We start from the raw sequence: 23,541 nt of genomic DNA on the forward strand, positions 1-23,541 counted from the left end.
TAAGTGTGGGGACGAAAGTGAAACTCGTTTCAGATCACGAATCGGCTGAATGGGCGAATAAATCGCACCCACATCCGATAAAGTCTCTCGGGAGGAGGGGTGAGCTATGTCCGATTCTTGGCCGCGACGTCGACTGCTCGCGATCCTACGTGGCGCCAGCGAACCTCTCGATGCCCAGGAACTGGCTCGCGTCACCGGGCAGCACGTCACCACTGTCCGATTTCACCTCGATGTCCTCACCAAGGAATCCCTGGTAAGGCAATTCCAGCAGCCGCCACGCGGTCGCGGCCGTCCGCGTATCGGTTACAGCGCCGTCCAGCGATCTGTCGGTTATCAGGAATTGTCCCAGGTTCTCGCCGACCAGCTCGGCCCCGATCCCCGACGTCGTTCCGAGGCGGCCATCACCGCGGGCCGGGTCTGGGGCGCCAAACTGGACGCGGGCGATCACCCCGTGAAATCACTGGAGGACGCCAAGGACGTCACCGTGACACTGCTGTCCGAACTCGGCTTCGCGCCCGAACGCGATCAGTCGGGTGAGCCCGACGATCAGGTGCTCATCAAGATGACGGCGTGTCCGCTGCGCGATCTGGCGCGCACCCACTCCGAAGTGGTCTGCGGCGTCCATCTCGGACTCATCAACGAAGTACTCGATCGCAACGGTTCGCGCGGCGCGGTGAACGTGCGGTTGCAGCCTTTCGTGGAGCCGGAACTGTGTGTCGTGCGCCTGGAACTCACGGCCGCGCGCCGCACCCCGGAGAATCGCGATACGGCGGCTCCGGGGCGTGCCGAGGGCCCGCCGCTGAACGAACCGCCGCTGGCCCAGACCTCAGCCGGGCGTGCCGGCGGCCCACAGTTGCGCGATGCCGACACCGACATCGCCAAGCAGGCGGCGAAGCAGTGGTAGTCCGATACCGATGACACTCGACGGGTCACCGTCGATCCGGTCGACGAACCAGCCGCCGCGCCCGTCGAGGGTGAACGCGCCCGCGACCCGCAACGGTTCCCCGCTGTCGATGTAGGCGTTCAGTTCCTCGGGCTCGGGTTTACCGAAATGCACGGTGGTGGCGCTGCAATCCAGCGCCGAACCCACGATCGCACCGTCCCGTAAGCGCAGTACGCAATGGCCGGTGATCAGATCGGCGCTGCGGCCCGCCATGACGGCCCAGCGCGTCCGCGCGATCTCGGGGGTGTGCGGTTTGCCCTGGAGTTCGCCGTCGACAAGCAGCATCGAATCGCAGCCGACGACGACGCTGTCCGCGCCGAGTTCACCCGTTCCGGCGGCGAGGAATCCGGCCGCGACGGATTCGGCTTTGGCCCTTGCCAATTCGACGACGACCCGGTGCGGCGGTGTCCCCTCCGGCAGTGCGGCGGCGACGGCGTCCTCGTCCACGTCGGAAACGAGGACGACGGGTTCGATACCCGCCGAGCGGAGTACTTCCCGGCGCGCCGGGGACGCGGACGCGAGAACGAATCGCGTCACGGCCGCGCCCCGGGGGCGTGCGGTTCGGTCACGGCGTGCCGGAAGGGCACGACCTCGAGCGTTCGCTCGTCGCGCCCGGTCACGTCAGCGCAGATGTGACAGCTGTGGGAAGGCGTACGGGGAGAACGGCGACGTGCCGCGGTGCATCAGGGTCGGTCGACCCCAGGCATCCGACGGACCACGGTCGGCGCCCGACCCGTCACCGCTCGCCGCGGCGGCGGCGAACACACAGACCAGCGCGGCGATCTCGGCGTCGCTGGGGGATCCCTTGACGATGCGGATGAACGGCTGCTCGCCCGCGCCGTCGGCGGCCGCTGTGGCCTCCGATACCGCGTCGACCTCCTCCGCGATCGGGTCGACTGTGAGCTCCAATTCGGCGGTGGTCAACAGTTCTTCTTCTGCCACGGTCGTCACAGTGCCAGATCCTCTCTCTACCTCGATCAGGCGTCCAGCCCTCGGTACACCCATGCTCGATGTCTCCGGATGATGTGATGGTCATCCTCGGATCCACTCATCGCATCATCTACGACAAGTGTGCGCGGCCTACCGAGGGTATCGCGCAATCACAGCGGGATGTTGCCGTGCTTCTTGGGCGGCAGGGTCACCATCTTGCGCTCGAGCAGACGCAGCGCCGACACGATCTGACCGCGCGTGTGCGACGGCGGGATGACCGCGTCCACGTAGCCGCGCTCGGCGGCGACGTAGGGGTTCACCAAGGTGTCCTCGTACTCGTTCTGGAGCTCGAGACGCAGCGCGTCGACGTCGTTTCCGCTCTTCGCGGCCTCTTGCAGCTGCTTGCGGTAGACGAAGCCGACGGCGCCGGAAGCGCCCATGACGGCGATCTGCGCGGTGGGCCAGGCGAGGTTCACGTCGGCGCCCATGTGCTTGGAACCCATGACGTCGTAGGCGCCGCCGTAGGCCTTGCGGGTGATGATCGTGATTTTGCCCACAGTGGCCTCGCCGTAGGCGTAGAGCAGCTTGGCCCCGCGCCGGATGATGCCGTTGTATTCCTGGCCGGTACCGGGCAGGAATCCGGGAACGTCGACCAGGGTGATGATCGGGATGTTGAACGCGTCGCAGGTGCGCACGAAGCGCGCGGCCTTCTCCGAGGCGTCGATATCGAGGCAGCCCGCGAACTGGGTCGGCTGGTTGGCGACGATGCCGACACTGCGGCCGTCGACCCGGCCGAAGCCGACGATGATGTTCATCGCGCGCTCGGCCTGGACCTCGAGGAATTCGTCGTCGTCGAGCAGTCGCCGGATGACCTCGTGCATGTCGTACGGCTGGTTCGGCGAGTCGGGGATGATCGTGTCCAGCTCGAGGTCCTCGTCGGTGAGGGAATCCTCGATGGCCCCGTTGATGGGGTCGGTGGCGGGCAGACGCGGCGCTTCGGCGCGGTTGTTGCTCGGCAGGTAGGACAGCAGATCCTTGACGTAGTCCAGGGCGTCCTGTTCGCCGGAGGCGACGTAGTGCGCGACACCGGATTTGGTCATGTGGGTGTGCGCGCCGCCCAGATCCTCCATGGTGACGTCCTCGCCGGTGACCGTCTTGATGACGTCGGGGCCGGTGACGAACATCTGGCTGGTCCCGTCGACCATCACCACGAAGTCGGTGAGCGCGGGGGAGTAGACGTGACCACCGGCGGCCGGGCCCATGATGAGCGAGATCTGCGGGATCACGCCGGAGGCCTGGATGTTGCGGTGGAAGATCTCGCCGTACAGGCCGAGCGAGACGACGCCCTCCTGGATGCGCGCGCCCGCGCCCTCGTTGATGCCGACGAGCGGGCGGCCGGTCTTGAGCGCCAGGTCCATGACCTTGACGATCTTCTCGCCGTAGACCTCGCCGAGGCTGCCACCGAAGACGGTGACATCCTGGCTGAAGATGCAGACGTCGCGGCCGTCGATGGTGCCGTAGCCGGTGACGACACCATCGCCGAGCGGGCGATTGCTGTCCAGGCCGAAATTGACGGAGCGGTGGCGGGCCAGCGCGTCGAGCTCGACGAAGGAACCCTCGTCGAGCAGGGCGAGGATGCGCTCGCGCGCGGTCATCTTGCCCTTCGCGTGTACCTTGTCGACTGCGGCCTCACCCATCGGGCGCTGCGCCTCTTCCAGCCGATTCCGCAGGTCAGCCAGCTTCCCAGCGGTGGTGTGGATATCGGGGGAGTCCGCCGAACCGGAGGCGGACTGCTGCTGGACACTCGTCATGGTCCGGAGTGTAACCAGAGCCGATACTTCTCCGTAACCCAGTCTCGGCTACCTGTCAGTATAAAAACCCCGGCTAGATCAGTTTCCGCCCAGGTCCGGGGCCCGGAATTCCCTGGTCGGTCCGCACGCGAGACTGTGCGATCCCACAACAGATCCGAGTGTTCGTGGTGTCCCCGGGCGGTGAAAATCACTGGTGCGCGCGGCCCGGTCCCGGATACCGTCGAGTAGTCCGAATTTCAGCTCTGGGGAGGAGCCGGACCATGTGGGAATGGGGAAGAAGGGTCGCAGAATTCGCCACCGCCGCGGCGTGGACCAGTTGGCGGACCATCGAGACGAAACCGACGATTCCGGACCCGGAGTACTGGGAAACAGAGTCGGAAACCGAAGTGGCGGTCACCTCCGATACGGCGAGGATCGCCCCGGAACCGGAATGCGCGATGAACGCGCGATATCTCACGGCTGTGGACAACACGGCTCCGGGGCGGGAGTTCGATCTCGTCGGGTGGATCCGGGTTATCGGGGGCACGCCGGTAGCGTGCCCCTGGTGACCACGCCCTCGTCGGAATCGACGCAGCATCGACCACCGTTGGACGCGGAACTCCTGCGTCGTCGCGTCGCCGAGTCGTCGCGGCTCCCGTTCTACTCCCGCGTCGACGTGGTGGAGTCGACCGGATCGACCAACGCCGATCTGATCGCGCGGGCCGGTCGCGGTGACGCCGACAACAGCGTGCTGATCGCCGAGGCGCAGGAAGCGGGACGCGGGCGACATGCCCGCAACTGGGTCAGCCCGCCACGGGCGCAGATCGCGATGTCGGTGCTGGTGCGCCCGAGCGGGATCGATCCCTCGGTACTCGGCTGGCTGCCGTTGCTCACCGGGGTCGCGGTGGTCGACGCGCTGCGCGGCACCGCGGGAGTCGACGCGAATCTCAAATGGCCCAACGACGTACTGATCGGCGGAGGTAAGGTCGCGGGCATCCTCGCCGAGGTCGCCGGCGCGGGCGAGGCCCCGGTCGTCGTCATCGGCGTCGGCCTCAACGTCAGCCTGGACGAGGCGGAACTGCCCGTGCCGCACGCGATCTCGTTGACACTGGCGGGCGCTTCCACCGTCGACCGCACCGAGTTGGCCGCGAGCATCCTGCGCGAATTCGCCCGCCGGTTCATCGCCTGGCGCGACTCGGGTTGGGATGTCGGTGAGTTGGCCGCCGCCTACCGCGAACGATGCGCGACCCTCGGTAAAGAGGTGCGGGCGGAACTGCCGGGAGGAGAGGTTCTGACCGGTGTCGCCATCGATGTCGATCACAGCGGGCGGGTGGTGATCGGCGATCGCGCGGTCTCGGCGGGCGACGTCACCCATTTGCGCGCCGAATACTGAACACCCGCAACGCGTCACGTGCCCCCACCCGATACGGGTGACGGGCACGCTGCGCGCAGTCGATCCGTTGTCAGACAGGCTGCCCGACTCCGCGGGCGGCCTGCCTGGCGAACATCCGGTCCCGCTGTTCCTCGAACCGTGACGCGTCCTGCTCCAATTTCTGCACGAACGCGCCCAGCTGGTCGCGCGCTTGTTCGCCGCGCTCGGTGAAATCCGCGCGTTCGAAGATATTCCACTTCTTCAGCACCGGAAGCACCACTTCGTCGAGGTGCTGGCGCAGGTCGTAGATGCCGTGTTTGGCCATGAGCACGCCGTTGCGCCGGAAGTTCGGCATCCCCATACCGGGCATGATGAAGAAGGTGAGCACCAAGTTGAGGGCGACCATCGCCTGGTCGGGCACCAGATCCAGCGCCGCGCCACAGATGTTGCGATAGAAGATCATGTGCAGGTTCTCGTCGGCGGCGATGCGCTGGAGCATCCGGTCGGCGACGGGGTCGTCGCAGACGCGCCCGGTGTTGCGGTGACTGACCCTGGTGGCCAACTCCTGAAACGTCACGTACGCGACATTGCTCAGAAAACCGCCCCAGTTCGGTGGCGCGGACACGCCGTTGGTCATGTGGATCATCCTGGCCTGTTCCAGCGCGACCGGATCCACCCCGCGGGTGACGACCAGGTAGTCGCGCATCACGATGCCGTGCCTGTTCTCCTCGGCGGTCCAGCGGCCGACCCAGGTGCCCCACGCGCCGTCCTGGGAGAAGTTGTGGGCGATCTCGCGGTGATAGGAGGGCAGATTGTCCTCGGTGAGCAGATTGGTGATCATCGCGACGCGGGCGATCTCGCTCAGCGCCGACTGCTCGGGAGCCCAATCGACACCGCCCATCGCGGCGAAGTTACGGCCCTGGTCCCACGGCACGTAGTCGTGCGGATGCCAGTCCTTGGCGATCGACAGGTGCCGATTCAGATTCTCTTCGGCCACCGGTTGCAGTTCTCGCAGGATTTCGAGCTGGGTCAGATCCTTGGTCACGCGCGCCTCCACGGTCGGTTCGGCATTCGTCGGTCGGATCGAGCGGTCGAGCAGGAAATATCGAGCAGAAACCACTGTGCCTCGCGCCCCGGTCGCCGGGCAGGCGAATTCAACCCCCGCGGCTGAAGATTGTGCAGCACGCCATGGTTCGGTGTCAGGCGTTCGGGCATCTTCACACGGTAGGGTTCCGGCATGGGTTACCCGGAGGATGTGCTCGCGCCGGACGAGCAATTGATACTCCATCGCCATCCGCATTGGAAAATGCTGTTCTGGCCCGCGGTGATATTGCTGGTCGCCACCGCGGTCGCGGGCTTCGCCGGCGGATTCGTCTACCGGACCACCGATCCGCCGACCAGGTCGATCCTGCTGATCGTGGTGCTGGTGCTGTGGCTCGCCATTCTCGGATGGCGTTGCGTCGCACCGGTTGTCAGCTGGAAGTCGACACATTTCATCGTGACCGAGCGACGCGTGCTCGTGCGCCAGGGCGTGTTGACGCATTCGGGCATCGATATCCCGATGAACCGCATCTCGAGCGTCCAGTTCCGGCACGGGTTGTTCGACCGTCTGCTCGGCACCGGCACGCTGATCATCGCGTCCTCGTCCGACGAGCCGTTGGAATACGACGACATCCCGGACGTGCAGGGTGTGCACTCCATGCTGTACCACCAGGTCTTCGAGGTGGAACAGGGGCGCGGCAGCCGCATACCGGACGGTGACTACTGATGATCCCTCGGGCGTCGTGACGCGCGTCGATTCCACGATGGCCGTGCCCGTTGTGCGCGCCGGTACCGCCGCTGTCCGTAATCTGGGACCATGACCGCCGTACTGCTTGCCGAAGACGACGAGGCCATCGCCGCGCCGCTCTCGCGGGCGCTGGGGCGGGAGGGCTACTCCGTCACGGTCGAGAGTTTCGGCCCCGCCGTGCTGCGCCGCGCCCTCGAGGGCAATCACGATCTGCTGATCCTCGATCTCGGCCTGCCCGGCATGGACGGTCTCGAGGTGTGCCGTCAGGTCAGGGCCCGAGGCGCGGATCTGGCGGTGCTGATGCTGACCGCGCGCACGGACGAGGTGGATTTCGTGGTCGGCCTGGACGCGGGCGCCGACGACTACGTCGGAAAACCGTTCCGGCTCGCCGAACTGCTGGCCCGGGTGCGGGCATTGCTGCGGCGCAGCGGTATCGGTGACGAGGCGGTCGAGGTCGGCGGAATCAGACTGGAACCGGCCGCGCGCCGGGTGCTGGTCAACGGCGCCGAGATCGGTCTCGCGAACAAGGAATACGAACTGCTCAAGGTGCTCATCGACCGGGCGGGCCAGGTGGTGCCGCGCGAGACCATCCTGCGCGAGGTGTGGGGTGACGCCGAACTGCGCGGTTCGAAGACCTTGGATATGCATATGTCGTGGTTGCGCCGCAAGATCGGCGACGAGGGGCCGATGGCGGAACGCCGCATCGTCACCGTGCGCGGTGTCGGATTCCGGCTGAACACCGACTGACGTGCGTCGCAGAATTCTCCGTTCCATGCTCACCGTGCTGACCATCACCACGGTGGTGCTCGGCGTGCCGCTCATCTACACCGCCTGGTTGTGGGTGGAGGACATCACCCGCAACGATCTGCAGGACCGGCTCGACCGCATCGCCACCGAGGTGATCAGCCAGGAACAACAGGACGGCATGGTGCGCGGCGGTCTCGACATCCGTTCGGTGGGCGCGCTCGTGCCCAAGGACGGCAAACTCACCGTCGTCTATCCGACCCCGCAGGACAATGCCTCGCGGCTGGATGTCGGCGTGGCCGAGGTCGACGATCCGCTGGTGGAATCACTGTCGATGGGGACTTCGGGGTCGCTTCGACTCGAGGTCCCCGCCGCGCCGATGCACGCGATGCAGCGCCAGGCCGTCGCGGTGGTGGCGCTGGCGGTGCTGGTCTCGCTGGCCGCCGCGGCGGCGGTCGCGGTGGTCACCGCGCGCCGGGTCGCCGACCCGCTGCGGGACGTGGCCGCCCGTGCCGCGCGCCTGGCCATGGGCGATTTCCGTCCCGATCCGCGCAGGCACGGCATCTCCGAACTGGACCGGGTCTCCGATGTGCTCGATTCCGCGACCGTGGAGATCGCGGGCCGTCTGCAACGTGAACACGCGCTGGTGGCCGATGTCTCCCATCAACTGCGCAGCAGACTGACCGCGGTGCGACTGCGTCTCGACGAATTGTCCGCGCATTCCGATCCCGAGGTGGTGCACGAGGCCGAGGAGGCGATGGCCCAGGTCGACCGGCTGACCGAGGCCATCGACGACCTGGTCCGCGCCTCTCGCGACGAGGACGCCGCCGACCGCGACCCGATTCCGGTGATGGACGAACTGAGCGGTGTCGTCGAGGAGTGGAAACATCCGTTCACCGAGGCGGGCCGGACCCTGGTACTCACCGGCGACCAGTCGCTGAGCGCGCCGATCACCGCGTCGCGGCTGCGCGAGGCGGCGGCGGTACTCGTCGACAACGCCCTCATGCACGGCGGCGGCACCTGCACCGTCTCGGTGCGGACGGTGCGGCCTGGGAACGCTCGGGAACCGCTGGTGTGCGTCGAGGTCGCCGACGAGGGCGACGGCATCCGCGACGAACTCGCTCCGCACATCTTCGACCGGGGCTTCTCGGCGGGCGGTTCGACCGGCGTCGGGCTGGCGCTGGCCAGGGCCCTGATCGAAGCCGACGGCGGCCGGTTGGAATTGCAGCGGCGCAGACCCGCGCTGTTCGCGGTCTTCCTCGGCGCGTCCCCGCCGAACCGGCAGGGCGTCGGCACCGTGACCGAACCGCGTTAGTCCTCAGCTGCGGTCGAGATGTTCTTCCTCGAGCAGTTCCTCGAACTCCTCGACGATCTCGCTCATCTCGTCCGGGAAGACCCAGCGGCGCATGGCCCAGAACCGGAACGCCATCTGGAGCAGATTGCCGATGACGAAGGCGCTGATGAAATCGGCGACGTTCTCGACGGCGAAACTCACGTCGGGCTGGCGCAGGTCGAGCCAATAACTGGAGATCCACAGCGGAATATTGCTCAGGATCACACCGACGGCGCTGACGAAGAAGAACAGCAGCGCCTCGTGATGCTTCTCGCGCCCGCCTCGGTTCTTGAACGACCACTCGCGATTGAGAACATAGGAGGCGATGACCGCGATGACGCCGGAGATGATCTTGGCGGTGACCGGTTTCTCGGCCAGGACGGTCCACTTCAACGTGTAGAAGATGCCGCTGTCGATGATGAAAGTGGTGGCGCCGACGATGGCGAATTTGATCAGCTCGTGATGGCGGAAGGCGATCTCCCGGAGGGGCTGGGGGAGGACGCTGACCACGTCGTCGACGAATGACACAAGCGCCGAGTGTACCGGTACCGATCATTGCCACCTGACATGACAAGATTGATCAGCGTGACACCCCGTTCCTTCGATCCGTCCTCGATGCCCACCGTCGCCATGGTCGGTGGCGGCCAGCTCGCGCGGATGACCCACCAGGCGGCGATCGCCCTAGGCCAATGCCTGCGCGTGCTCGCCGAGAACCCGGGCGACCCGGCCGCCCAGGTGAGTTCCGACGTCGTACTCGGCAGTCACAACGATCTCGCCGCGCTGCGCAAGGTCGCCGTCGGCTCGCACGCGTTGACCTTCGACCACGAACACGTGCCGACCGAACATCTGGAAGCGCTCGTCGCCGAAGGGGTCAATGTCGCGCCGCCGCCGGGGGCCCTGGTCTTCGCGCAGGACAAACTGGCCATGCGCGCGAAACTGGCCGAACTCGGTGTCCCGATTCCCGCCTTCACCGCCGTCACCGAACCCGCCGACGCGGTGCGTTTCGGTGACGAGCACGGCTGGCCCTTCGTACTCAAGGCCGTGCGCGGCGGTTACGACGGACGCGGTGTCTGGATGCCCGAGTCCGCCGCGCAGACCGAGGCGTTGGTGACCGAACAATTGGCCAACGGCGTGCTGTTGCTGGCCGAGGCCAAGGTCGCGTTGCGCCGCGAACTGTCGGCGATGGTCGCCCGCTCGCCCTACGGGCAGGCCGCGACCTGGCCGGTGGTCGAGACGGTGCAGCGCAACGGGCAGTGCGCGGTCGTGATCGCGCCCGCGCCGGACCTGGCAGAGGAGTCGGGGGCGGCGGCCGAGACGCTTGCGTTGAATCTCGCGCGCGAACTCGGCGTCGTCGGGGTGATGGCGGTCGAACTGTTCGAGACCGAGGGCGGCGAACTGCTGGTCAACGAGCTCGCGATGCGTCCGCACAATTCCGGTCACTGGGGGATGGACGGTGCGGTGACCGGCCAATTCGAACAGCATCTGCGCGCCGTGCTGGACTACCCGCTGGGCGATACCGCACCGCTCGCGCCGGTGACGGTGATGGCGAATATCCTCGGTGCGCCGGAGGCGCCGCGGATGTCGATGGACGAACGACTGCACCACCTGTTCGCGCGATTGCCGCGGGCGAAGGTGCACATGTACGGCAAGGGCGAACGCCGCGATCGCAAGATCGGGCACGTCAACGTGCTCGGCGACGACGTCGCGGTGGCGCGGGAGCAGGCAGAGCGGGCGGCGCACTGGATGTCGCACGCGGTATGGACCGACGGATGGGATCCGCATGAGTAATCCACTTGTCGGCCTGATCATGGGCAGCGATTCCGACTGGCCGACGATGGAGGCCGCGGCGGAAGCGTTGGCGGAGTTCGGGATCCGGTTCGAGGTCGGCGTGGTCTCCGCGCACCGCACCCCGCAGCGCATGCTCGACTACGCCCGCGACGCCGCAGGCCGCGGTCTGAAGGTGATCATCGCGGGCGCGGGCGGCGCGGCCCACCTGCCCGGCATGGTCGCCTCCGCCACCCCCCTGCCGGTGATCGGCGTCCCCGTCCCCCTCAAATACCTCGACGGTATGGATTCCCTGCTGTCCATCGTCCAGATGCCCGCCGGTGTCCCGGTCGCCACCGTCTCCATCGGCGGCGCCCGCAACGCGGGCCTGCTCGCTGCCCGCATCCTCGGCACCGCCGACCCCGCCCTGCGCGAACGCATGGAAACCTTCCAAGCGAGCCTGGAAACCATGGTCCTGGAAAAGGACGCCGCACTGCGCGCCCAACTCCTCGGCTAGCCGAGACGCCCGTCACGGAGCGCGGCGACGGATTCGACCAGTCCCGCGCTCTCCAGTCCGTCGAGCACGTCATCGACGCTCTCGGGCGGGTTGCGACCAGAATCCGCGATCCGCTGAACGCACGCCCATACGACCCTGTCGTCCAGTGCGATCTGATCGAGCAGGAAGTCGTCGGGGCTCTTGGCCTGGATGTGCCACGGGGTCAGCATGTCGTTCGGGAAGTCGGCCAGGTTCGAGGTGACGATGACCTGCGCGCCGATCTTGATGGCGGCGGCGAGCACATGTCGGTCGTCGGGGTCGGGCAGTGTCAAACCCTCGATCAATGGCTCGTATCCGTCGACCATGTCAGATGCCGAGTTCCTGTCCGAGGTCGGCGAGTTCGTCCGCGGCGTCGCGACTGGTTCCCTCGCTCCGGTGTCGATACTCCTTCAGATCATCGAATCGGATCCTGCGATGGGTACCCACCAGACGGAAGGGGATCTCGCCCGTTTCGAGCAGTCCGATCACGTATGGACGGGACACGTTGAGCAAGTCTGCGGCCTGCTGTGTGGTCAGCTCGGCATGGGACGGGACCACCGATACTCCTCGGCCTTCCGCGGCCTGCGCCAAGATGAAAGCGAGCAGGCTGACCGCTTGGCGGGGGACGATCAGGGCGTCCGTGCCTGTCTCGCCGCCGACGCTGATCGTCTGCTCGTTGGGGTGCCGCATGAGGTAGTCCTTGATTCGCCGCACCGCTCGGGCGGCCACCTCGGCGTCGATTTCGCCGGGCTCGGTGCGCTTCGCCGCTTGCATGCCTGTCATGGGACCTCCTCCTATTCGTATTATATGAAGCAAACGAAATATTCGAAACCGATTTCCCTCGTGTGGACGGCGGGTCGGCGGGGGCCAGTACTGTGGTCCGGTGGCAACTGGCGAGAGCGTTCGGCCCCGGATGGACGACGACGCGGCGCGGTTCCGGTTGATGGTGGTGGATCAGGCGCTGCGGTTGTTCGCCGAACAGGGGTACGAGGCGACGACCGTCGACGAGATCGCGGAGGCGGCGGGGATCTCGCGGCGGACGTTCTTCCGGCAGTTCCGGTCGAAAGAGGATGTGGTCTTCGCCGATCACGAATCGCAACTGGCGCAGGCGTCCGCGTATCTGGAAGCCGCGCAGGGTGATCCGTGGGACGCCGTGTGCGGGGCCGTGGTCGAGGTCTTCGAGAGATTCACCCAGTGGCGCGAGATCGCGGCGCGGCGATACCGGGTGGTGCGGCGGGTGCCCGCGCTGCGCGAACGCGAGATCGTCACGGTCTTCCGCTACGAGCGATTGTTCACCGACTATCTGCGCGAGCGGATGCCCGAGGCGCCGGATCTGGCCAGGGTGCAGTTCACGGCGGCGGTGACGGCCACGCACAACTATCTGCTGCGCCGGATGGTTCGCGGGGAATCGGCGGCGGGCGCGGCGGATCTGCGGATCGAACTGGCCTCGATTCCGCGGGGTCGCGGGCCGGTGCACAGTGACGAGGATCTGGTGGTGGCGGTGTTCCCGAGGGATATGCAGCCGCGGCAGGTCGCCGATCTGCTCGTCCGCAAACTCGGTACGCTGTGACCTGGCGAACTCGCGTCGCCCGGCCCGTCAGCTGACACCCAGTGCCATCGAGCATCCCCATGTGGTATGGAACTTCCGGCGTATACTCGATCGCAAAGTGGCACTGAGTGCCGATAACGGATACTCTGCCCAACGCAGCGATCGAGACCACAGACCAGGAGAGTGCCCCCATGGCGGGAAATCCGAACTTCGACCTCTTCAAGCTCGAGGACTTCCACGACGAACTGAGGTCGGCCATCCGTGGTCTCGCGGAGAAGGAAATCGCCCCGCACGCCAAGGACGTCGACGGCAACGCCCGGTTCCCGGAGGAGGCGCTGACCGCGCTGAACGCCGCCGGGTTCAACGCGGTGCACGTGCCGGAGGCCTACGGCGGCCAGGGCGCGGACTCGGTCGCCACCTGCATCGTGATCGAAGAGGTCGCGCGGGTCTGCGGTTCCTCCTCGCTGATCCCCGCCGTCAACAAACTCGGCACCATGGGCATGATCCTCAACGGTTCCGAGGAACTGAAGCAGAAGGTCCTGCCCGATATCGTCAACGGCGAGATGGCCTCCTACGCGCTGTCCGAGCGTGAGGCGGGCTCGGATGCCGCGGGCATGCGCACCCGCGCGCGCAAGGACGGCGACGACTGGATCCTCAACGGCTCCAAATGTTGGATCACCAACGGCGGCAAGTCTTCCTGGTACACCGTGATGGCCGTGACCGACGCCGACAAGGGCGCCAACGGCATCTCCGCATTCCTGGTCCACAAGGACGACGAAGGTTTCGTCATCGGCCCGCTCGAGCACAAACTCGGAATCAAGGGTTCGCCCACCGCCGAGCTCTACTTCGAGAACTGCCGCGTCCCGGGCGACCGCATCGTCGGCGAGCCCGGCACCGGTTTCAAGACCGCGTTGCAGACCCTCGACCACACCCGCCCGACCATCGGCGCGCAGGCCGTCGGCCTGGCCCAGGGCGCACTGGACGCCGCGATCACCTACACCAAGGAGCGCAAGCAGTTCGGCACCGCCATCGCCGATTTCCAGAACACTCAGTTCATGCTCGCCGACATGGCGATGAAGATCGAGGCCGCGCGCCTGATGGTCTACACCTCGGCCGCCCGCGCCGAACGCGGCGAGAAGAACCTCGGCTTCATCTCCGCCGCCGCGAAATGCTTCGCCTCCGACGTCGCCATGGAAGTCACCACCAACGCCGTCCAGCTGTTCGGCGGCGCCGGTTACACCACCGACTTCCCGGTCGAGCGCATGATGCGCGACGCCAAGATCACCCAGATCTACGAAGGCACCAACCAGATCCAGCGCGTCGTCATGTCCCGCGCCCTGCTCAAGGGCTGATTCCGCCACTCACCCAGTCCTCTCGCAGGGCTGGGTCTTTTTCCCTCCGCGTACCCACGGGTGAAGGCCGACTCTGAGAACATCCAGGTCAGCGATAGCGCAGGAGGGGTCGAAGTGCGGGCGGGGGTGTATGTCGACGCGTTCGATCTGTACTTCGGCATGCGTGGCATCTGTGGCAGAGGAAGCGCTGGATGGCGCTGGCTCGATGTTCGAGCTCTCGCCACCGCACTGTGCGGATGGACCGACTCCTACGTTGACCGGGTCGTGTACTGCACCGCTCGCGTCGATGCCGGGGACAGCCCCGGTGCGTACGCCGATCAGGATGTATATCTGAAGGCTCTTCGCGATCATGCCTCGATCGATGTGCTCGAACTCGGCCGGTACGTGGCTTGGCCGAAGAGGGTGCCTTTGGCGAACGAGTCGAAAAATGGACGTGCTCGGCTGATCGTTCCCAACGGGGCGGAGACGTGGGTCGCCCGAGCTGCCGATCTACAGAAAATCCAACAGTGGCGGGGACGACTCCGACCTTGCGTTGCCTCTTCGTGTGGCGCGCACTCAGGTGCCGGTGGGCACCGTCAATCCCGGCTCCAAGCCACTTGCCGGTGCGTTACGAGGGAGAAGAACCGATGGCCCCGGCGGTCACTGGTGGAAGAATCTGACGGCACAGCACTATTACCCCACCAACTGCCTGATCCTGTGGCGGGCAGGTGGTACAGGCCGACGGGGTGGTGAGTCGGCTGATCCTCATGGTCGAGAAATAGCCGCTAGCAAGCGAAGTCGCCGACTGACGGCACCGACGTCGCCTGAAGACCGCATGAGCAGACTCGCGGTCCAGGCCGAAGACGTACTCGCTCCTGTCGCCCGTTCGTAGCGCACCTGGCGAAGGCCGCCTCCGGAGTGGACGATCCGTGTCCGTAGGTCGCCCGTCCGGGGGTAGCTCAGGCCACCAGGTCGGCGTACTCGTTGTGTTCGACGATGTACTTCTCGACGTACCAGCAGGTGGGGATGACGGTGAAACCCTCGGAGCGGGATTCGTCGAGTGCGAACCCGACCACCGCCCCCGCGACGCCGCGACCACGGAATTCGGGAAAGGTCATGGTGTGGTGGAAGTCGCGCACTTTCGCGTCCTCCCGTTCGGCGTAATCGGCGTACCCGGCGAGGGTGTCGTCGATGTAGATCTCGAAACGGGTGTCGGCGACATTGTGCTCGAGCCTGGTGGTCATGTTCTGACAGAACTCCTCGGTGGTCGGATATGTTCCGGCCCGACCGAGGCCGGGCCACGCTCGAGCCGAGTGTATAGCCGCATTCACGCGCCCCCTGCCGCCGCCCTTCCCTTGACAAGCGGCCCCTCCCTGCGACACCCGCACGACCGGAAGATCGTGAGCTGACACCACCCACCGCCCCTGACTTGGTGGGCAATCGGACACGGCCTCGCCTCGCTCTCGACCACCTCACCCACAACGCCCGACGGAATTCCTCGCGAGTTACACACCCCCCGATGGCGTATGGAAACGCGCGCAGTGCCCGCACCCCGACACCGCACAACCCCCATCACCCGGCGCCTCCGCACCACCCCGCCCGCCCGCCCGGCGCGAGCCTTACGAGCGCCGCGAACCCGCGGCCCCGGCCGCTACATCACAGCCCCCGGATTGAGGATGCCGTGTGGATCGAGCGCGTCTTTCACGCGTTGGGTCAGTGCCATCACCTCGGGCCCGACCTGGGCGGGCAGCCAGGCTTTCTTGAGTCGGCCGACGCCGTGCTCACCGGTGATCGTTCCGCCGAGTTCGATGGCCAGGTCCATGATCTCGCCGAATGTCCGGTGCGCGCGTTCGGTATTCGCGGCGTCGGTGGGATCGTGCACGATCAGCGGGTGGGTGTTGCCGTCGCCCGCGTGGGCGATCACCGAGACCAGTACGTCGTTGCGCCGCGCGATCGCGGCGATGCCGGTGATCAGGTCGCCCAGTCGAGGCAGCGGAACGCCGACGTCTTCCAGTAGGAGCGGGCCTATCCGTTCCACGGCGGGAATCGCGAAGCGTCGCGCGGCGGTGAACGCCTCGCCTTCGTCGGGGTCCTCGGTGTGGAAAACTTCCGAGGCTCCGGCCTTCTCGCATGCGGCCACCATCAGTTCGGCCTCGCGTGCGGCGAATTCGCCGGGTGCGTCCGAGCGTGCGACCAGCAGCGCGGCGGCGGAACGGTCCAAACCCATGCGCATCTCGTCCTCGACGGCGTTGATCGCCACCGAGTCCATGAATTCGAGCATCGAGGGTCGCAGCATTCCGGTGATGGCGAGGATCGCCTCGGTGGCGGCGGTCAGGGAGGCGAAGGTCGCGACGACGGTGCTCTGGCGCGGCTGGGCGGGCAGCAGCCGCAGTGTCAGTTCGGTGATGACGCCGAGGGTGCCCTCGCTGCCGACGAACAGTTTGGTCAGCGACAGTCCCGCCGAATCCTTGAGTCGCGGCCCGCCGAGCCGCACGGCGGTGCCGTCGGCGAGCACGACTTCCATGCCGAGTACGTAGTCGGTGGTCACCCCGTATTTCACGCAGCAGAGCCCGCCCGCGTTGGTGGCGGCATTGCCGCCGATCGAGCAGATCTCGAACGACGAGGGGTCCGGCGGGTACCACAGCCCATGTTCGGCCACCGCGCGTTTGACCTCGACGTTCAACAATCCGGGCTGTACGACCGCGGTCCTGGTGACCGGATCGACGGTGATCGCGCGCATCCGCTCGGTGCTCAGCACGATCCCGCCGTCGACGGCCGTCGCACCACCGGACAGCCCGGAGCCCGCGCCGCGGGGCACCACGGGCACCCGATGCTCGTCGGCCCAGCGCAGTGTCGCGCCGACGTCGGCGGTGCTGGTCGCGCGCACCACCGCCAGCGGCGTCCCCGCCCCGGGATCGCGGGCCCAATCGTGGCGATAACCGGCCAGCAGGTCCGGATCCGTGAGTACGGCGCCGTCGGGAAGCAGATCGATCAGGTCATACAGGTCCACAATCGTCCACGGTAACGTTCCCGTCCCGGTATGCCGGGAAATTCTCGAGGACCGCGCGGGCCGGGGAACTATGGGATTACCACGGGCCGCGCACCGGCGCTACGGTATGCGCAGGGTGCGCTGCGGTCATATCCGCTGAGCAGGGGTCGCGCAGGAACGGACGCCGTCCGGAATTCGATGACAAGGGAGGCTGGTCGGATGCCGAGCCACATGCCGGACTACCGCGAACTGTTGAGCGCGGCCTTCGAGGGCGACGCGGTCGAAGGCGGCGTCGACGTCGCGGCGCTGCGGCGGATCCGCGCGGGTGAATTCGGCGAATGGCTCACCGCGCTCGACCGCTCAGGACTGTTCGGCGCCGACGCGCTGGCGAGGATCGCCGAGCAGTGGCGGGCCGATCCGACGGTGCTGCTCGATGCCCTGCTCGCGGGGGCCGACACCGTCACCACGCGACGCACGCTGGCGGAATGGGCGGCACTGGACCGGCCGGAATCGCGGTCGCGCCTCGGCTGAGGCACCACTCGGTTCGCCGAGTGCTCACCTGATGGACACCTACCGCTGGCATGCTGGCGCCGTGCTCGATCCGGCCACCACCACCGACACCCTCGCCGACCGGTTCACCCGGTGGTGCGAGGCGGTCGTCGCCGGTCTGCCGTTCGGCCTGAACAGTCTCGTGCCGCCGACCTTTCTCGGTTTCGCGCTGATCAACGGCTTCACCTTCGCGGTCGATCTGCTGCTCCTCACGATCTTCCACGGATGGTGGGATTGGCCGATCTGGCTCTCGGTCACCCTCGGCTACATCTGCGCTTTCGGGCTGAGTTTCTTCCTGAACCGCACCTTCAACTTCCATTCGCACGCCCCGGTGGGCCGCCAAGCGGCGATCTACGTCGTGGTGGTCGCGATCAACTACGTCGCGTTCATCCTCGGCGTCGGCACCGGCCTCACCGCCCTCGGCCTCGAATATCACCTGTCCCGGTTGCTGGCGGGTGGCTGCGAAGCGGTCTACATGTACAGCGCGATGCGCTGGGTGGTGTTCCGCGCTCGCCGCTCCGAAACCGCGTCCGCGTCAGCGGGTGCCGATCGCTGAGCCGCGCGGCACGCAGTATTGCGAGCGACTGTCGAGGGGAAGCCATCTTCGATGGCTCTGGGGGTGAGTTCGCCACTGATTACTTTCACAAGTCGCGGACGAACTGTGTTCTGCGGCAACGAGGCGACCGGTCGAATCTGCTATCGCAGCACTTCGACGTGATCGCCGTCGACGACGACCACTCCTTCATCGGTCAGTCCCCAGTGTGGGACACCGTCCGCGGTGAACCGTGCGGCCAGTTCGTCGCCCGAACCCTCCGGGTCCAAGGGGGAATTCAAGTGCGGGACGATCGGGCGATCGACCAAACCCAGTCCGTCCCAGAGTGGTTCGATTCCGCAGGTGGTCACCACTTCGCCCGGATCGTCGCTGGTTTCCAGGCCGTGCAGGTCGGGGGTGAGCAGGCACGCGCCCGCGCTGTAGCCGGCGTAGACGAGTGTGTCGGCGGCGAGGAGGCGCGGGAGGACGAGATCGGCTCCGCTGCGGGCGAATTGGGCGCGCAGGACGAAGGTGTTGCCGCCGCGGACCCACACCATGGGGAATTCGGCGAGTTGCCGCTCCACATCGTCTGGGCGACCGATGAAATCGCGGAGGTCGAATACTTCGGGGCGGTAACCGAGCGAGCGTAGCGGGGTCATATCGATGGAGTCGATGGCATTCCAGTAGTGCGGCCAGGCGTCGCAGGCGTTGGGTATCACCGCGACACGACCGGGCTCGCCGACCAGGGCGCGCAGTCGGTCGGCGTGCGCGCCGAAACGGTAGCTGGACAGGAAAAGTCGCATCGGTCAGAGAGTGAAGGCCAGGTTGCGCACCAGGCGCAGCCCGACTTCCTCGTCGCCGGTGACGGTGATGTCGCCGGAATGCTCGTCGGCGGTGGTGCGGCCGCCGCCGAGCCGGACCAGCAGACCCGAATCGAGGCGAACCGTCACGGTGGGTTCGTCGAAGGTGTCGGCGTAGGCGGCTCGGCCGTCGACTTCGATGGACAGCGTCCGCGCGAGCGGGCCGGTCAGATCGATGGCGATCCGGGAGCCGTCCGGGGCCTTCCCGCGTTTCACGACGACGCGGGGCAGCGACTCCGCGAATTCGGCGAAGGCCTCCTCCCCGCGTGGTCCGCCCTCGTCGACTGTCCTGCCGAGCGCGTCGGCGATATCGAGTTCGTGCATCCAGCAGTCGAACAGGCGTACCCGCATGAATCGGCCGTAGGTGACCTGGCCGACCGGTGACGGTGTGGGGGTCTTCCAGACGGCGTCGCCCATCTTCCCGAGCATGGCGAGGCGTCGGTCGGTGATGGTGCCGAACATCTCCAGCAGTCGCGCGCCGGTCAGGGGGCGCAGTCGGTCGACCCAGATCTCGTTCATCACGGCGGTCTCGTTGCGCACGTGCGGGAGTTCGCGCACGTCGATCTCGTTCTCGGCAGTGTCACGTGCGGGCGGTTTCTCGCCGAGCAGCCACGATTCGGTGCCGATCATATGGGCGACGACGTCGAAGACCGTCCAGCCGGGCAGGGCGGTCGGTGTGCGCCAGCCGTCTTCGTCCAGGTCGGCGACCAGCGCGGTGACGGCCTGCCACTGCTGTGCGAGCAGGTCGATCGTCTCGATCCGGTCCGGCGTCGGTTCGGTCATGACTGTGTCCCTTCGATATCGCGCGCGTTGTCGTCGTCCAGTGCCGCGAGCCCGGCTCGGATACTCGCGGCGGTTCCGGCCGGATCGTGTGATCGGCGCAGCAGGAATCCCTTCGTGACGCCGAAGAGATCGCCTTTTCTGCGCGGGATGACATGCAGATGGATATGCGGGACGGTCTGGAAGGCGGCCCTGCCGTCGTTGAGTATCAGGTTGGCCCCGTCGGCGGCCAGTGCGCCGCGCCGCATCGCCAGTGCGAGCCGGTGTCCGGCGCGGAAGATCTCCGCGCCGAGGTCGGCGTCCAGATCGTCGAGTTCGGCGGCGTGCTTCTTGGGGATGATCAGCGTGTGTCCGGCGGCGATGGGCCGGATATCGAGGAACGCGCACAGGGTGTCGTCTTCGTAGACCTTGGTCGACGGAGCCTCGCCCGCCACGATGCGGCAGAAGACGCAAGCATTCACACCGCGACCCTACGACCTGTGTGGGACCCCGAACACCCCGAATCGGGCATCCGACATGATGCACATCACTGTTTCCGAGTGCGACACACCACCGGAATGCTGTCCGTTCCCGATTCTCGTCGTGTAGCGCGTGCGGCCGGAAGCGTGGCGCTCACCTGCGTCGATGAGTGTCGACGGGGCGGCGGTCGCGACATCGTTCGGCGATCGTGACGGCCCCGGCGCGGCTGTGAGTCGGTGGCTCGGGTGTCCTGGCGTGCGCGCGGTGGTTCGGGCGTGTGATGGGCATCTCAGCTACGCTCACCGCGAGCCGGATACAGTTGCGAGGATTCGGATGAACTTACTCACGAGTAACTTCATTCATCCGTCGTTCGGTGGCTAATGGCCAGCACGAGAAGGAAGTCTGACAAGTGGAGACAACGCAGAGCGTGGGCGACTCGTCGCCGCGCGGAGCGCGTGTCGGAGTCGTTCGCGAGTCTAACGCGGGCGAACGGCGTGTCGCATTGGTGCCCAAGATTATCCCGGCCTTGTTGAAACAGGGTGTCGAGGTAGTCGTGGAATCCGGCGCCGGACTGGGTGCGCTCATCCCCGACGAGGCGTATATAGAGGCCGGAGCGACCATCGGTGATCCGTGGTCGGCCGAGGTGGTCGTGAAGGTGGCCCCACCCAGCGACACCGAGGTGGCGAAACTGTCCAAGGGACAGACGCTCATCGGCTTCCTCGCGCCGCGCAACAGTGACAATCAGATCGAGGCCCTCACCGATGCCGGGGTGCAGGCGTTCGCCGTCGAGGCGATCCCGCGTATCTCGCGCGCGCAGGTGATGGACGCACTGTCCTCGCAGGCGAACGTGGCCGGATACAAGGCGGTTCTGCTGGCCGCGTCCGAGTCGACGCGCTTCTTCCCGATGCTCACCACCGCGGCGGGCACCGTGAAACCGGCGACCGTGCTCGTGCTCGGCGTCGGTGTCGCGGGCCTCCAGGCGTTGGCCACGGCCAAACGACTAGGAGGCCGGACCACCGGCTACGACGTGCGACCCGAAGTCGCCGATCAGGTGCGTTCGGTCGGTGCGCAGTGGCTGGACCTGGGAATCGACGCGGCGGGCGAGGGCGGCTACGCCCGCGAACTCACCGACGACGAGAAGGCTCAGCAGCAGCAGGCGCTCGAGAACGCGATCAAGGGTTTCGACGTGGTGATCACGACCGCGCTGGTGCCGGGACGTCCCGCGCCGCGCCTGGTCACCGCCGCCGCCGTGGAGGGTATGAAGCCCGGCAGTGTCATCGTCGACCTGGCGGGGGAGACCGGCGGTAACTGCGAACTCACCGAACCCGGTGAGACCGTGGTCAAGCACGAGGTCACCATCGCCTCGCCGCTGAACCTGCCCGCCACCATGCCCGAGCACGCCTCGGAGCTGTACTCGAAGAATATCGCGGCACTGCTGGAACTGATGCTCGTCGACGGCAAGGTCGTCCCCGACTTCGAAGACCAGGTGCTCGCCGATTCCTGTGTCACCCGGGAGGTGCAGCCCTGATGTATACCGAACTGCTCGCGAATATCGCGATCCTGGTGTTGTCCGGATTCGTCGGATTCGCCGTCATCTCCAAGGTGCCCAACACCCTGCACACGCCGCTGATGTCGGGTACCAACGCCATTCACGGCATCGTCGTGCTCGGCGCGCTGGTCACCCTGGGCAAGATGGAGGATCCGTCCATCGGCATCCAGATCATCCTGTTCGTGGCCGTGGTGTTCGGAACGCTGAACGTCATCGGCGGATTCGTCGTCACCGACCGCATGCTCGGCATGTTCAAGGGTAAGAAGGCCGTCCCGGCCGACGGCGCCGAGAAGGCGGGGAAGTAAACGTCATGGACTACCTCGTCAATATTCTCTATATCGTCGCGTTCGCGATGTTCATCTACGGTCTGATGGGTCTGACCGGCCCCAAGACCGCGGTGCGCGGCAACTGGATCGCGGCGGTCGGCATGGGTATCGCCGTGGTGGCGACCCTGATCGCGGTGCGCGACACCGGCAACTGGATTCTGATCGTCGCCGGACTCGTCGTGGGTGTCGCGCTCGGTGTGCCGCCCGCGAAGTACACCAAGATGACCGCGATGCCGCAGTTGGTCGCCGCGTTCAACGGCGTCGGCGGTGGCACCGTCGCACTCATCGCATGGGCCGAATTCCTGGACACCAGCGGTTTCTCGGCGTTCAAGCACGGCGAGTCCCCGACCGTGCACATCATCGTCGGTTCGCTGTTCGCCGCGATCATCGGCTCGATCTCGTTCTGGGGTTCGCTGATCGCCTTCGGCAAGCTCCAGGAGATCCTGCCCGGCAAGCCGATCGGCGTCGGAAAACTCCAGCAGCCGCTGAACCTGGTGCTGCTCATCGTCTCGGTGGCCGCCGCGGTCGTCATCGGTCTCGGAGCCTCCGACGGCGGCGCGCCGTGGTGGTGGATGGTGCTGTTGCTGCTCGCCGCGGGCGTACTCGGCCTGATGGTCGTGCTGCCCATCGGCGGTGCGGATATGCCCGTGGTCATCTCCCTGCTCAACGCGCTCACCGGTCTTTCGGCCGCGGCGGCGGGCCTGGCGCTGAACAACACCGCCATGATCGTGGCCGGCATGATCGTCGGCGCGTCCGGCACCATCCTCACCAACCTCATGGCCAAGGCCATGAACCGGTCGATCCCGGCCATCGTGGCGGGCGGCTTCGGTGGCGGCGGCACCGCACCCGGCGCGGGTGACGGTGAGGCCAAGCAGGCCAAGGCGACCTCGGCCGCCGACGCCGCGATCCAGATGGCCTACGCCAATCAGGTCATCGTCGTGCCCGGTTACGGCATGGCCGTCGCCCAGGCCCAGCACGCGGTCAAGGAGATGGCGGCGCTGCTCGAAGCCAAGGGTGTGGAAGTCAAGTACGCCATCCACCCGGTCGCGGGTCGCATGCCCGGCCACATGAACGTGCTGCTGGCCGAGGCCGAGGTGTCCTACGACGCGCTCAAGGAAATGGACGATATCAACGGCGAGTTCTCGCGCACCGATGTCGCCCTGATCATCGGCGCGAACGACGTCACCAACCCGTCCGCCCGCGAGGACGCCTCCAGCCCGATCTACGGGATGCCGGTCCTCAACGTCGACCAGGCGCGCAGCGTGATCGTGCTCAAGCGTTCGATGAACTCCGGGTTCGCCGGTATCGACAACCCGCTGTTCTACGCCGACCACACCTCCATGCTGTTCGGCGACGCCAAGAAATCCGTCGGTGCGGTCACCGAGGAGCTCAAGGCGCTGTAGATCCGCTGTTGGTC

Annotated in this window: 27 protein-coding genes; 15 read left to right on the top strand and 12 right to left on the bottom strand. The window is 66.7% G+C overall.

Annotated features, from left to right (window positions below; genetic code table 11):
* The first annotated feature begins 106 nt into the window (after nt 1–106).
* Nucleotides 107–904, top strand: a complete 798-nt coding sequence (locus OG225_RS40090) for a helix-turn-helix transcriptional regulator (protein WP_405179803.1) — start codon at nt 107–109, stop codon at nt 902–904.
* Here the strand turns inward: OG225_RS40090 and OG225_RS40095 are convergent.
* From OG225_RS40095 to OG225_RS40105, 3 genes are all read right to left on the bottom strand, one after another.
* Entirely contained in the window at nt 827–1,480 is a 654-nt protein-coding gene (locus tag OG225_RS40095) for a Maf family protein (protein WP_405179804.1), read from the bottom strand. The two genes, OG225_RS40090 and OG225_RS40095, sit on opposite strands and share 78 nt — an antisense overlap.
* Before the next feature lie 84 nt (nt 1,481–1,564).
* The gene (locus OG225_RS40100) at nt 1,565–1,894 is read right to left on the bottom strand and encodes an acyl-CoA carboxylase subunit epsilon (protein ID WP_216912879.1); all 330 of its coding nucleotides are present in this window, start codon (nt 1,892–1,894) and stop codon (nt 1,565–1,567) included.
* A 149-nt stretch (nt 1,895–2,043) separates the two neighbouring features.
* Nucleotides 2,044–3,684, bottom strand: a complete 1,641-nt coding sequence (locus OG225_RS40105) for an acyl-CoA carboxylase subunit beta (protein ID WP_405179805.1) — start codon at nt 3,682–3,684, stop codon at nt 2,044–2,046.
* Nucleotides 3,685–3,944: 260 nt separating this feature from the next.
* On the opposite strand from OG225_RS40105, the gene OG225_RS40110 reads away from it, so the two are divergent.
* Nucleotides 3,945–4,232 carry a hypothetical protein gene (locus OG225_RS40110; protein ID WP_405179806.1) on the top strand — a complete coding sequence of 96 codons (288 nt, stop codon included), beginning with the start codon at nt 3,945–3,947 and terminating at the stop codon, nt 4,230–4,232.
* Nucleotides 4,229–5,056 carry a biotin--[acetyl-CoA-carboxylase] ligase gene (locus OG225_RS40115; RefSeq protein WP_405179807.1) on the top strand — a complete coding sequence of 276 codons (828 nt, stop codon included), beginning with the start codon at nt 4,229–4,231 and terminating at the stop codon, nt 5,054–5,056. Before OG225_RS40110 ends, OG225_RS40115 begins: the two co-directional genes overlap by 4 nt.
* A gap of 70 nt (nt 5,057–5,126) precedes the next feature.
* Here the strand turns inward: OG225_RS40115 and OG225_RS40120 are convergent, their stop codons facing one another.
* Complete coding sequence (locus OG225_RS40120; protein ID WP_405179808.1) at nt 5,127–6,080, bottom strand: acyl-ACP desaturase; 954 nt, start codon at nt 6,078–6,080, stop codon at nt 5,127–5,129.
* Nucleotides 6,081–6,272: 192 nt separating this feature from the next.
* Between OG225_RS40120 and OG225_RS40125 the strand changes: the two genes are divergently transcribed.
* The 3 genes from OG225_RS40125 (at nt 6,273) to OG225_RS40135 (ending at nt 8,883) form a co-directional block, all read left to right on the top strand.
* Nucleotides 6,273–6,803, top strand: a complete 531-nt coding sequence (locus tag OG225_RS40125; RefSeq protein WP_405179809.1) for a PH domain-containing protein — start codon at nt 6,273–6,275, stop codon at nt 6,801–6,803.
* Nucleotides 6,804–6,893: 90 nt separating this feature from the next.
* Entirely contained in the window at nt 6,894–7,571 is a 678-nt protein-coding gene (locus tag OG225_RS40130) for a response regulator transcription factor (RefSeq protein ID WP_109529243.1), read from the top strand.
* A gap of 1 nt (nt 7,572) precedes the next feature.
* Nucleotides 7,573–8,883 carry a HAMP domain-containing sensor histidine kinase gene (locus OG225_RS40135; RefSeq protein WP_109529242.1) on the top strand — a complete coding sequence of 437 codons (1,311 nt, stop codon included), beginning with the start codon at nt 7,573–7,575 and terminating at the stop codon, nt 8,881–8,883.
* Nucleotides 8,884–8,886: 3 nt separating this feature from the next.
* On the opposite strand, the gene OG225_RS40140 is transcribed toward OG225_RS40135, so the two are convergent.
* Entirely contained in the window at nt 8,887–9,429 is a 543-nt protein-coding gene (locus OG225_RS40140; protein ID WP_216912859.1) for a GtrA family protein, read from the bottom strand.
* Nucleotides 9,430–9,468: 39 nt separating this feature from the next.
* On the opposite strand from OG225_RS40140, the gene OG225_RS40145 reads away from it, so the two are divergent.
* Nucleotides 9,469–10,689, top strand: a complete 1,221-nt coding sequence (locus OG225_RS40145; RefSeq protein ID WP_405179810.1) for a 5-(carboxyamino)imidazole ribonucleotide synthase — start codon at nt 9,469–9,471, stop codon at nt 10,687–10,689.
* Entirely contained in the window at nt 10,682–11,182 is a 501-nt protein-coding gene (purE, locus tag OG225_RS40150) for a 5-(carboxyamino)imidazole ribonucleotide mutase (protein ID WP_355089529.1), read from the top strand. The genes OG225_RS40145 and purE overlap by 8 nt, the downstream gene beginning before the upstream one ends.
* Here the strand turns inward: purE and OG225_RS40155 are convergent.
* On the bottom strand, nt 11,179–11,526 hold the full coding sequence (locus tag OG225_RS40155) for a hypothetical protein (protein WP_405179811.1): 348 nt from the start codon (nt 11,524–11,526) through the stop codon (nt 11,179–11,181). The two genes, purE and OG225_RS40155, sit on opposite strands and share 4 nt — an antisense overlap.
* A gap of 1 nt (nt 11,527) precedes the next feature.
* Nucleotides 11,528–11,983, bottom strand: a complete 456-nt coding sequence (locus OG225_RS40160) for a helix-turn-helix domain-containing protein (RefSeq protein ID WP_405179812.1) — start codon at nt 11,981–11,983, stop codon at nt 11,528–11,530.
* 130 nt (nt 11,984–12,113) lie between these two features.
* Here OG225_RS40160 and OG225_RS40165 point away from each other — a divergent pair, with 130 nt between their 5' ends.
* Nucleotides 12,114–12,770, top strand: a complete 657-nt coding sequence (locus tag OG225_RS40165) for a TetR family transcriptional regulator (protein WP_405183516.1) — start codon at nt 12,114–12,116, stop codon at nt 12,768–12,770.
* A 170-nt stretch (nt 12,771–12,940) separates the two neighbouring features.
* A complete protein-coding gene (locus tag OG225_RS40170; RefSeq protein ID WP_405179813.1) occupies nt 12,941–14,101 on the top strand; it encodes an acyl-CoA dehydrogenase in 1,161 nt (386 codons plus the stop codon).
* A gap of 938 nt (nt 14,102–15,039) precedes the next feature.
* Here OG225_RS40170 and OG225_RS40175 read toward each other — a convergent pair.
* Both OG225_RS40175 and OG225_RS40180 read right to left on the bottom strand, forming a co-directional pair.
* Nucleotides 15,040–15,324, bottom strand: coding sequence for a GNAT family N-acetyltransferase (locus OG225_RS40175; protein WP_216912853.1), 285 nt, complete (start codon nt 15,322–15,324; stop codon nt 15,040–15,042).
* Between the two features lie 407 nt (nt 15,325–15,731).
* Nucleotides 15,732–17,090, bottom strand: a complete 1,359-nt coding sequence (locus OG225_RS40180; RefSeq protein WP_405179814.1) for an FAD-binding oxidoreductase — start codon at nt 17,088–17,090, stop codon at nt 15,732–15,734.
* A gap of 198 nt (nt 17,091–17,288) precedes the next feature.
* Here OG225_RS40180 and OG225_RS40185 point away from each other — a divergent pair, with 198 nt between their 5' ends.
* Both OG225_RS40185 and OG225_RS40190 read left to right on the top strand, forming a co-directional pair.
* Complete coding sequence (locus OG225_RS40185) at nt 17,289–17,600, top strand: hypothetical protein (protein ID WP_405179815.1); 312 nt, start codon at nt 17,289–17,291, stop codon at nt 17,598–17,600.
* Between the two features lie 31 nt (nt 17,601–17,631).
* On the top strand, nt 17,632–18,174 hold the full coding sequence (locus OG225_RS40190; RefSeq protein WP_405179816.1) for a GtrA family protein: 543 nt from the start codon (nt 17,632–17,634) through the stop codon (nt 18,172–18,174).
* Between the two features lie 140 nt (nt 18,175–18,314).
* On the opposite strand, the gene OG225_RS40195 is transcribed toward OG225_RS40190, so the two are convergent.
* From OG225_RS40195 to OG225_RS40205, 3 genes are read right to left on the bottom strand one after another with little or no spacing between them, the layout of a single operon-like run.
* Nucleotides 18,315–18,953, bottom strand: a complete 639-nt coding sequence (locus OG225_RS40195; RefSeq protein ID WP_405179817.1) for a Type 1 glutamine amidotransferase-like domain-containing protein — start codon at nt 18,951–18,953, stop codon at nt 18,315–18,317.
* 3 nt (nt 18,954–18,956) lie between these two features.
* Nucleotides 18,957–19,793 (bottom strand): maleylpyruvate isomerase family mycothiol-dependent enzyme, encoded by an 837-nt coding sequence (locus OG225_RS40200; RefSeq protein ID WP_405179818.1) that lies wholly within the window; start codon nt 19,791–19,793, stop codon nt 18,957–18,959.
* A complete protein-coding gene (locus tag OG225_RS40205; protein WP_405179819.1) occupies nt 19,790–20,251 on the bottom strand; it encodes an HIT family protein in 462 nt (153 codons plus the stop codon). The genes OG225_RS40200 and OG225_RS40205 overlap by 4 nt, the downstream gene beginning before the upstream one ends.
* Nucleotides 20,252–20,658: 407 nt before the next feature.
* Between OG225_RS40205 and OG225_RS40210 the strand changes: the two genes are divergently transcribed.
* The 3 genes from OG225_RS40210 to OG225_RS40220 are packed head-to-tail and all read left to right on the top strand — an operon-like array spanning nt 20,659 to nt 23,527.
* Nucleotides 20,659–21,777 carry a Re/Si-specific NAD(P)(+) transhydrogenase subunit alpha gene (locus OG225_RS40210; protein ID WP_405179820.1) on the top strand — a complete coding sequence of 373 codons (1,119 nt, stop codon included), beginning with the start codon at nt 20,659–20,661 and terminating at the stop codon, nt 21,775–21,777.
* Nucleotides 21,777–22,103, top strand: coding sequence for an NAD(P) transhydrogenase subunit alpha (locus tag OG225_RS40215; protein WP_216915130.1), 327 nt, complete (start codon nt 21,777–21,779; stop codon nt 22,101–22,103). Before OG225_RS40210 ends, OG225_RS40215 begins: the two co-directional genes overlap by 1 nt.
* Nucleotides 22,104–22,108: 5 nt before the next feature.
* The gene (locus OG225_RS40220) at nt 22,109–23,527 is read left to right on the top strand and encodes an NAD(P)(+) transhydrogenase (Re/Si-specific) subunit beta (RefSeq protein WP_216915132.1); all 1,419 of its coding nucleotides are present in this window, start codon (nt 22,109–22,111) and stop codon (nt 23,525–23,527) included.
* Nucleotides 23,528–23,541 lie beyond the last annotated feature (14 nt).

Source organism: Nocardia sp. NBC_01377 (assembly GCF_045040005.1).
Lineage (GTDB): Bacteria > Actinomycetota > Actinomycetes > Mycobacteriales > Mycobacteriaceae > Nocardia > Nocardia noduli.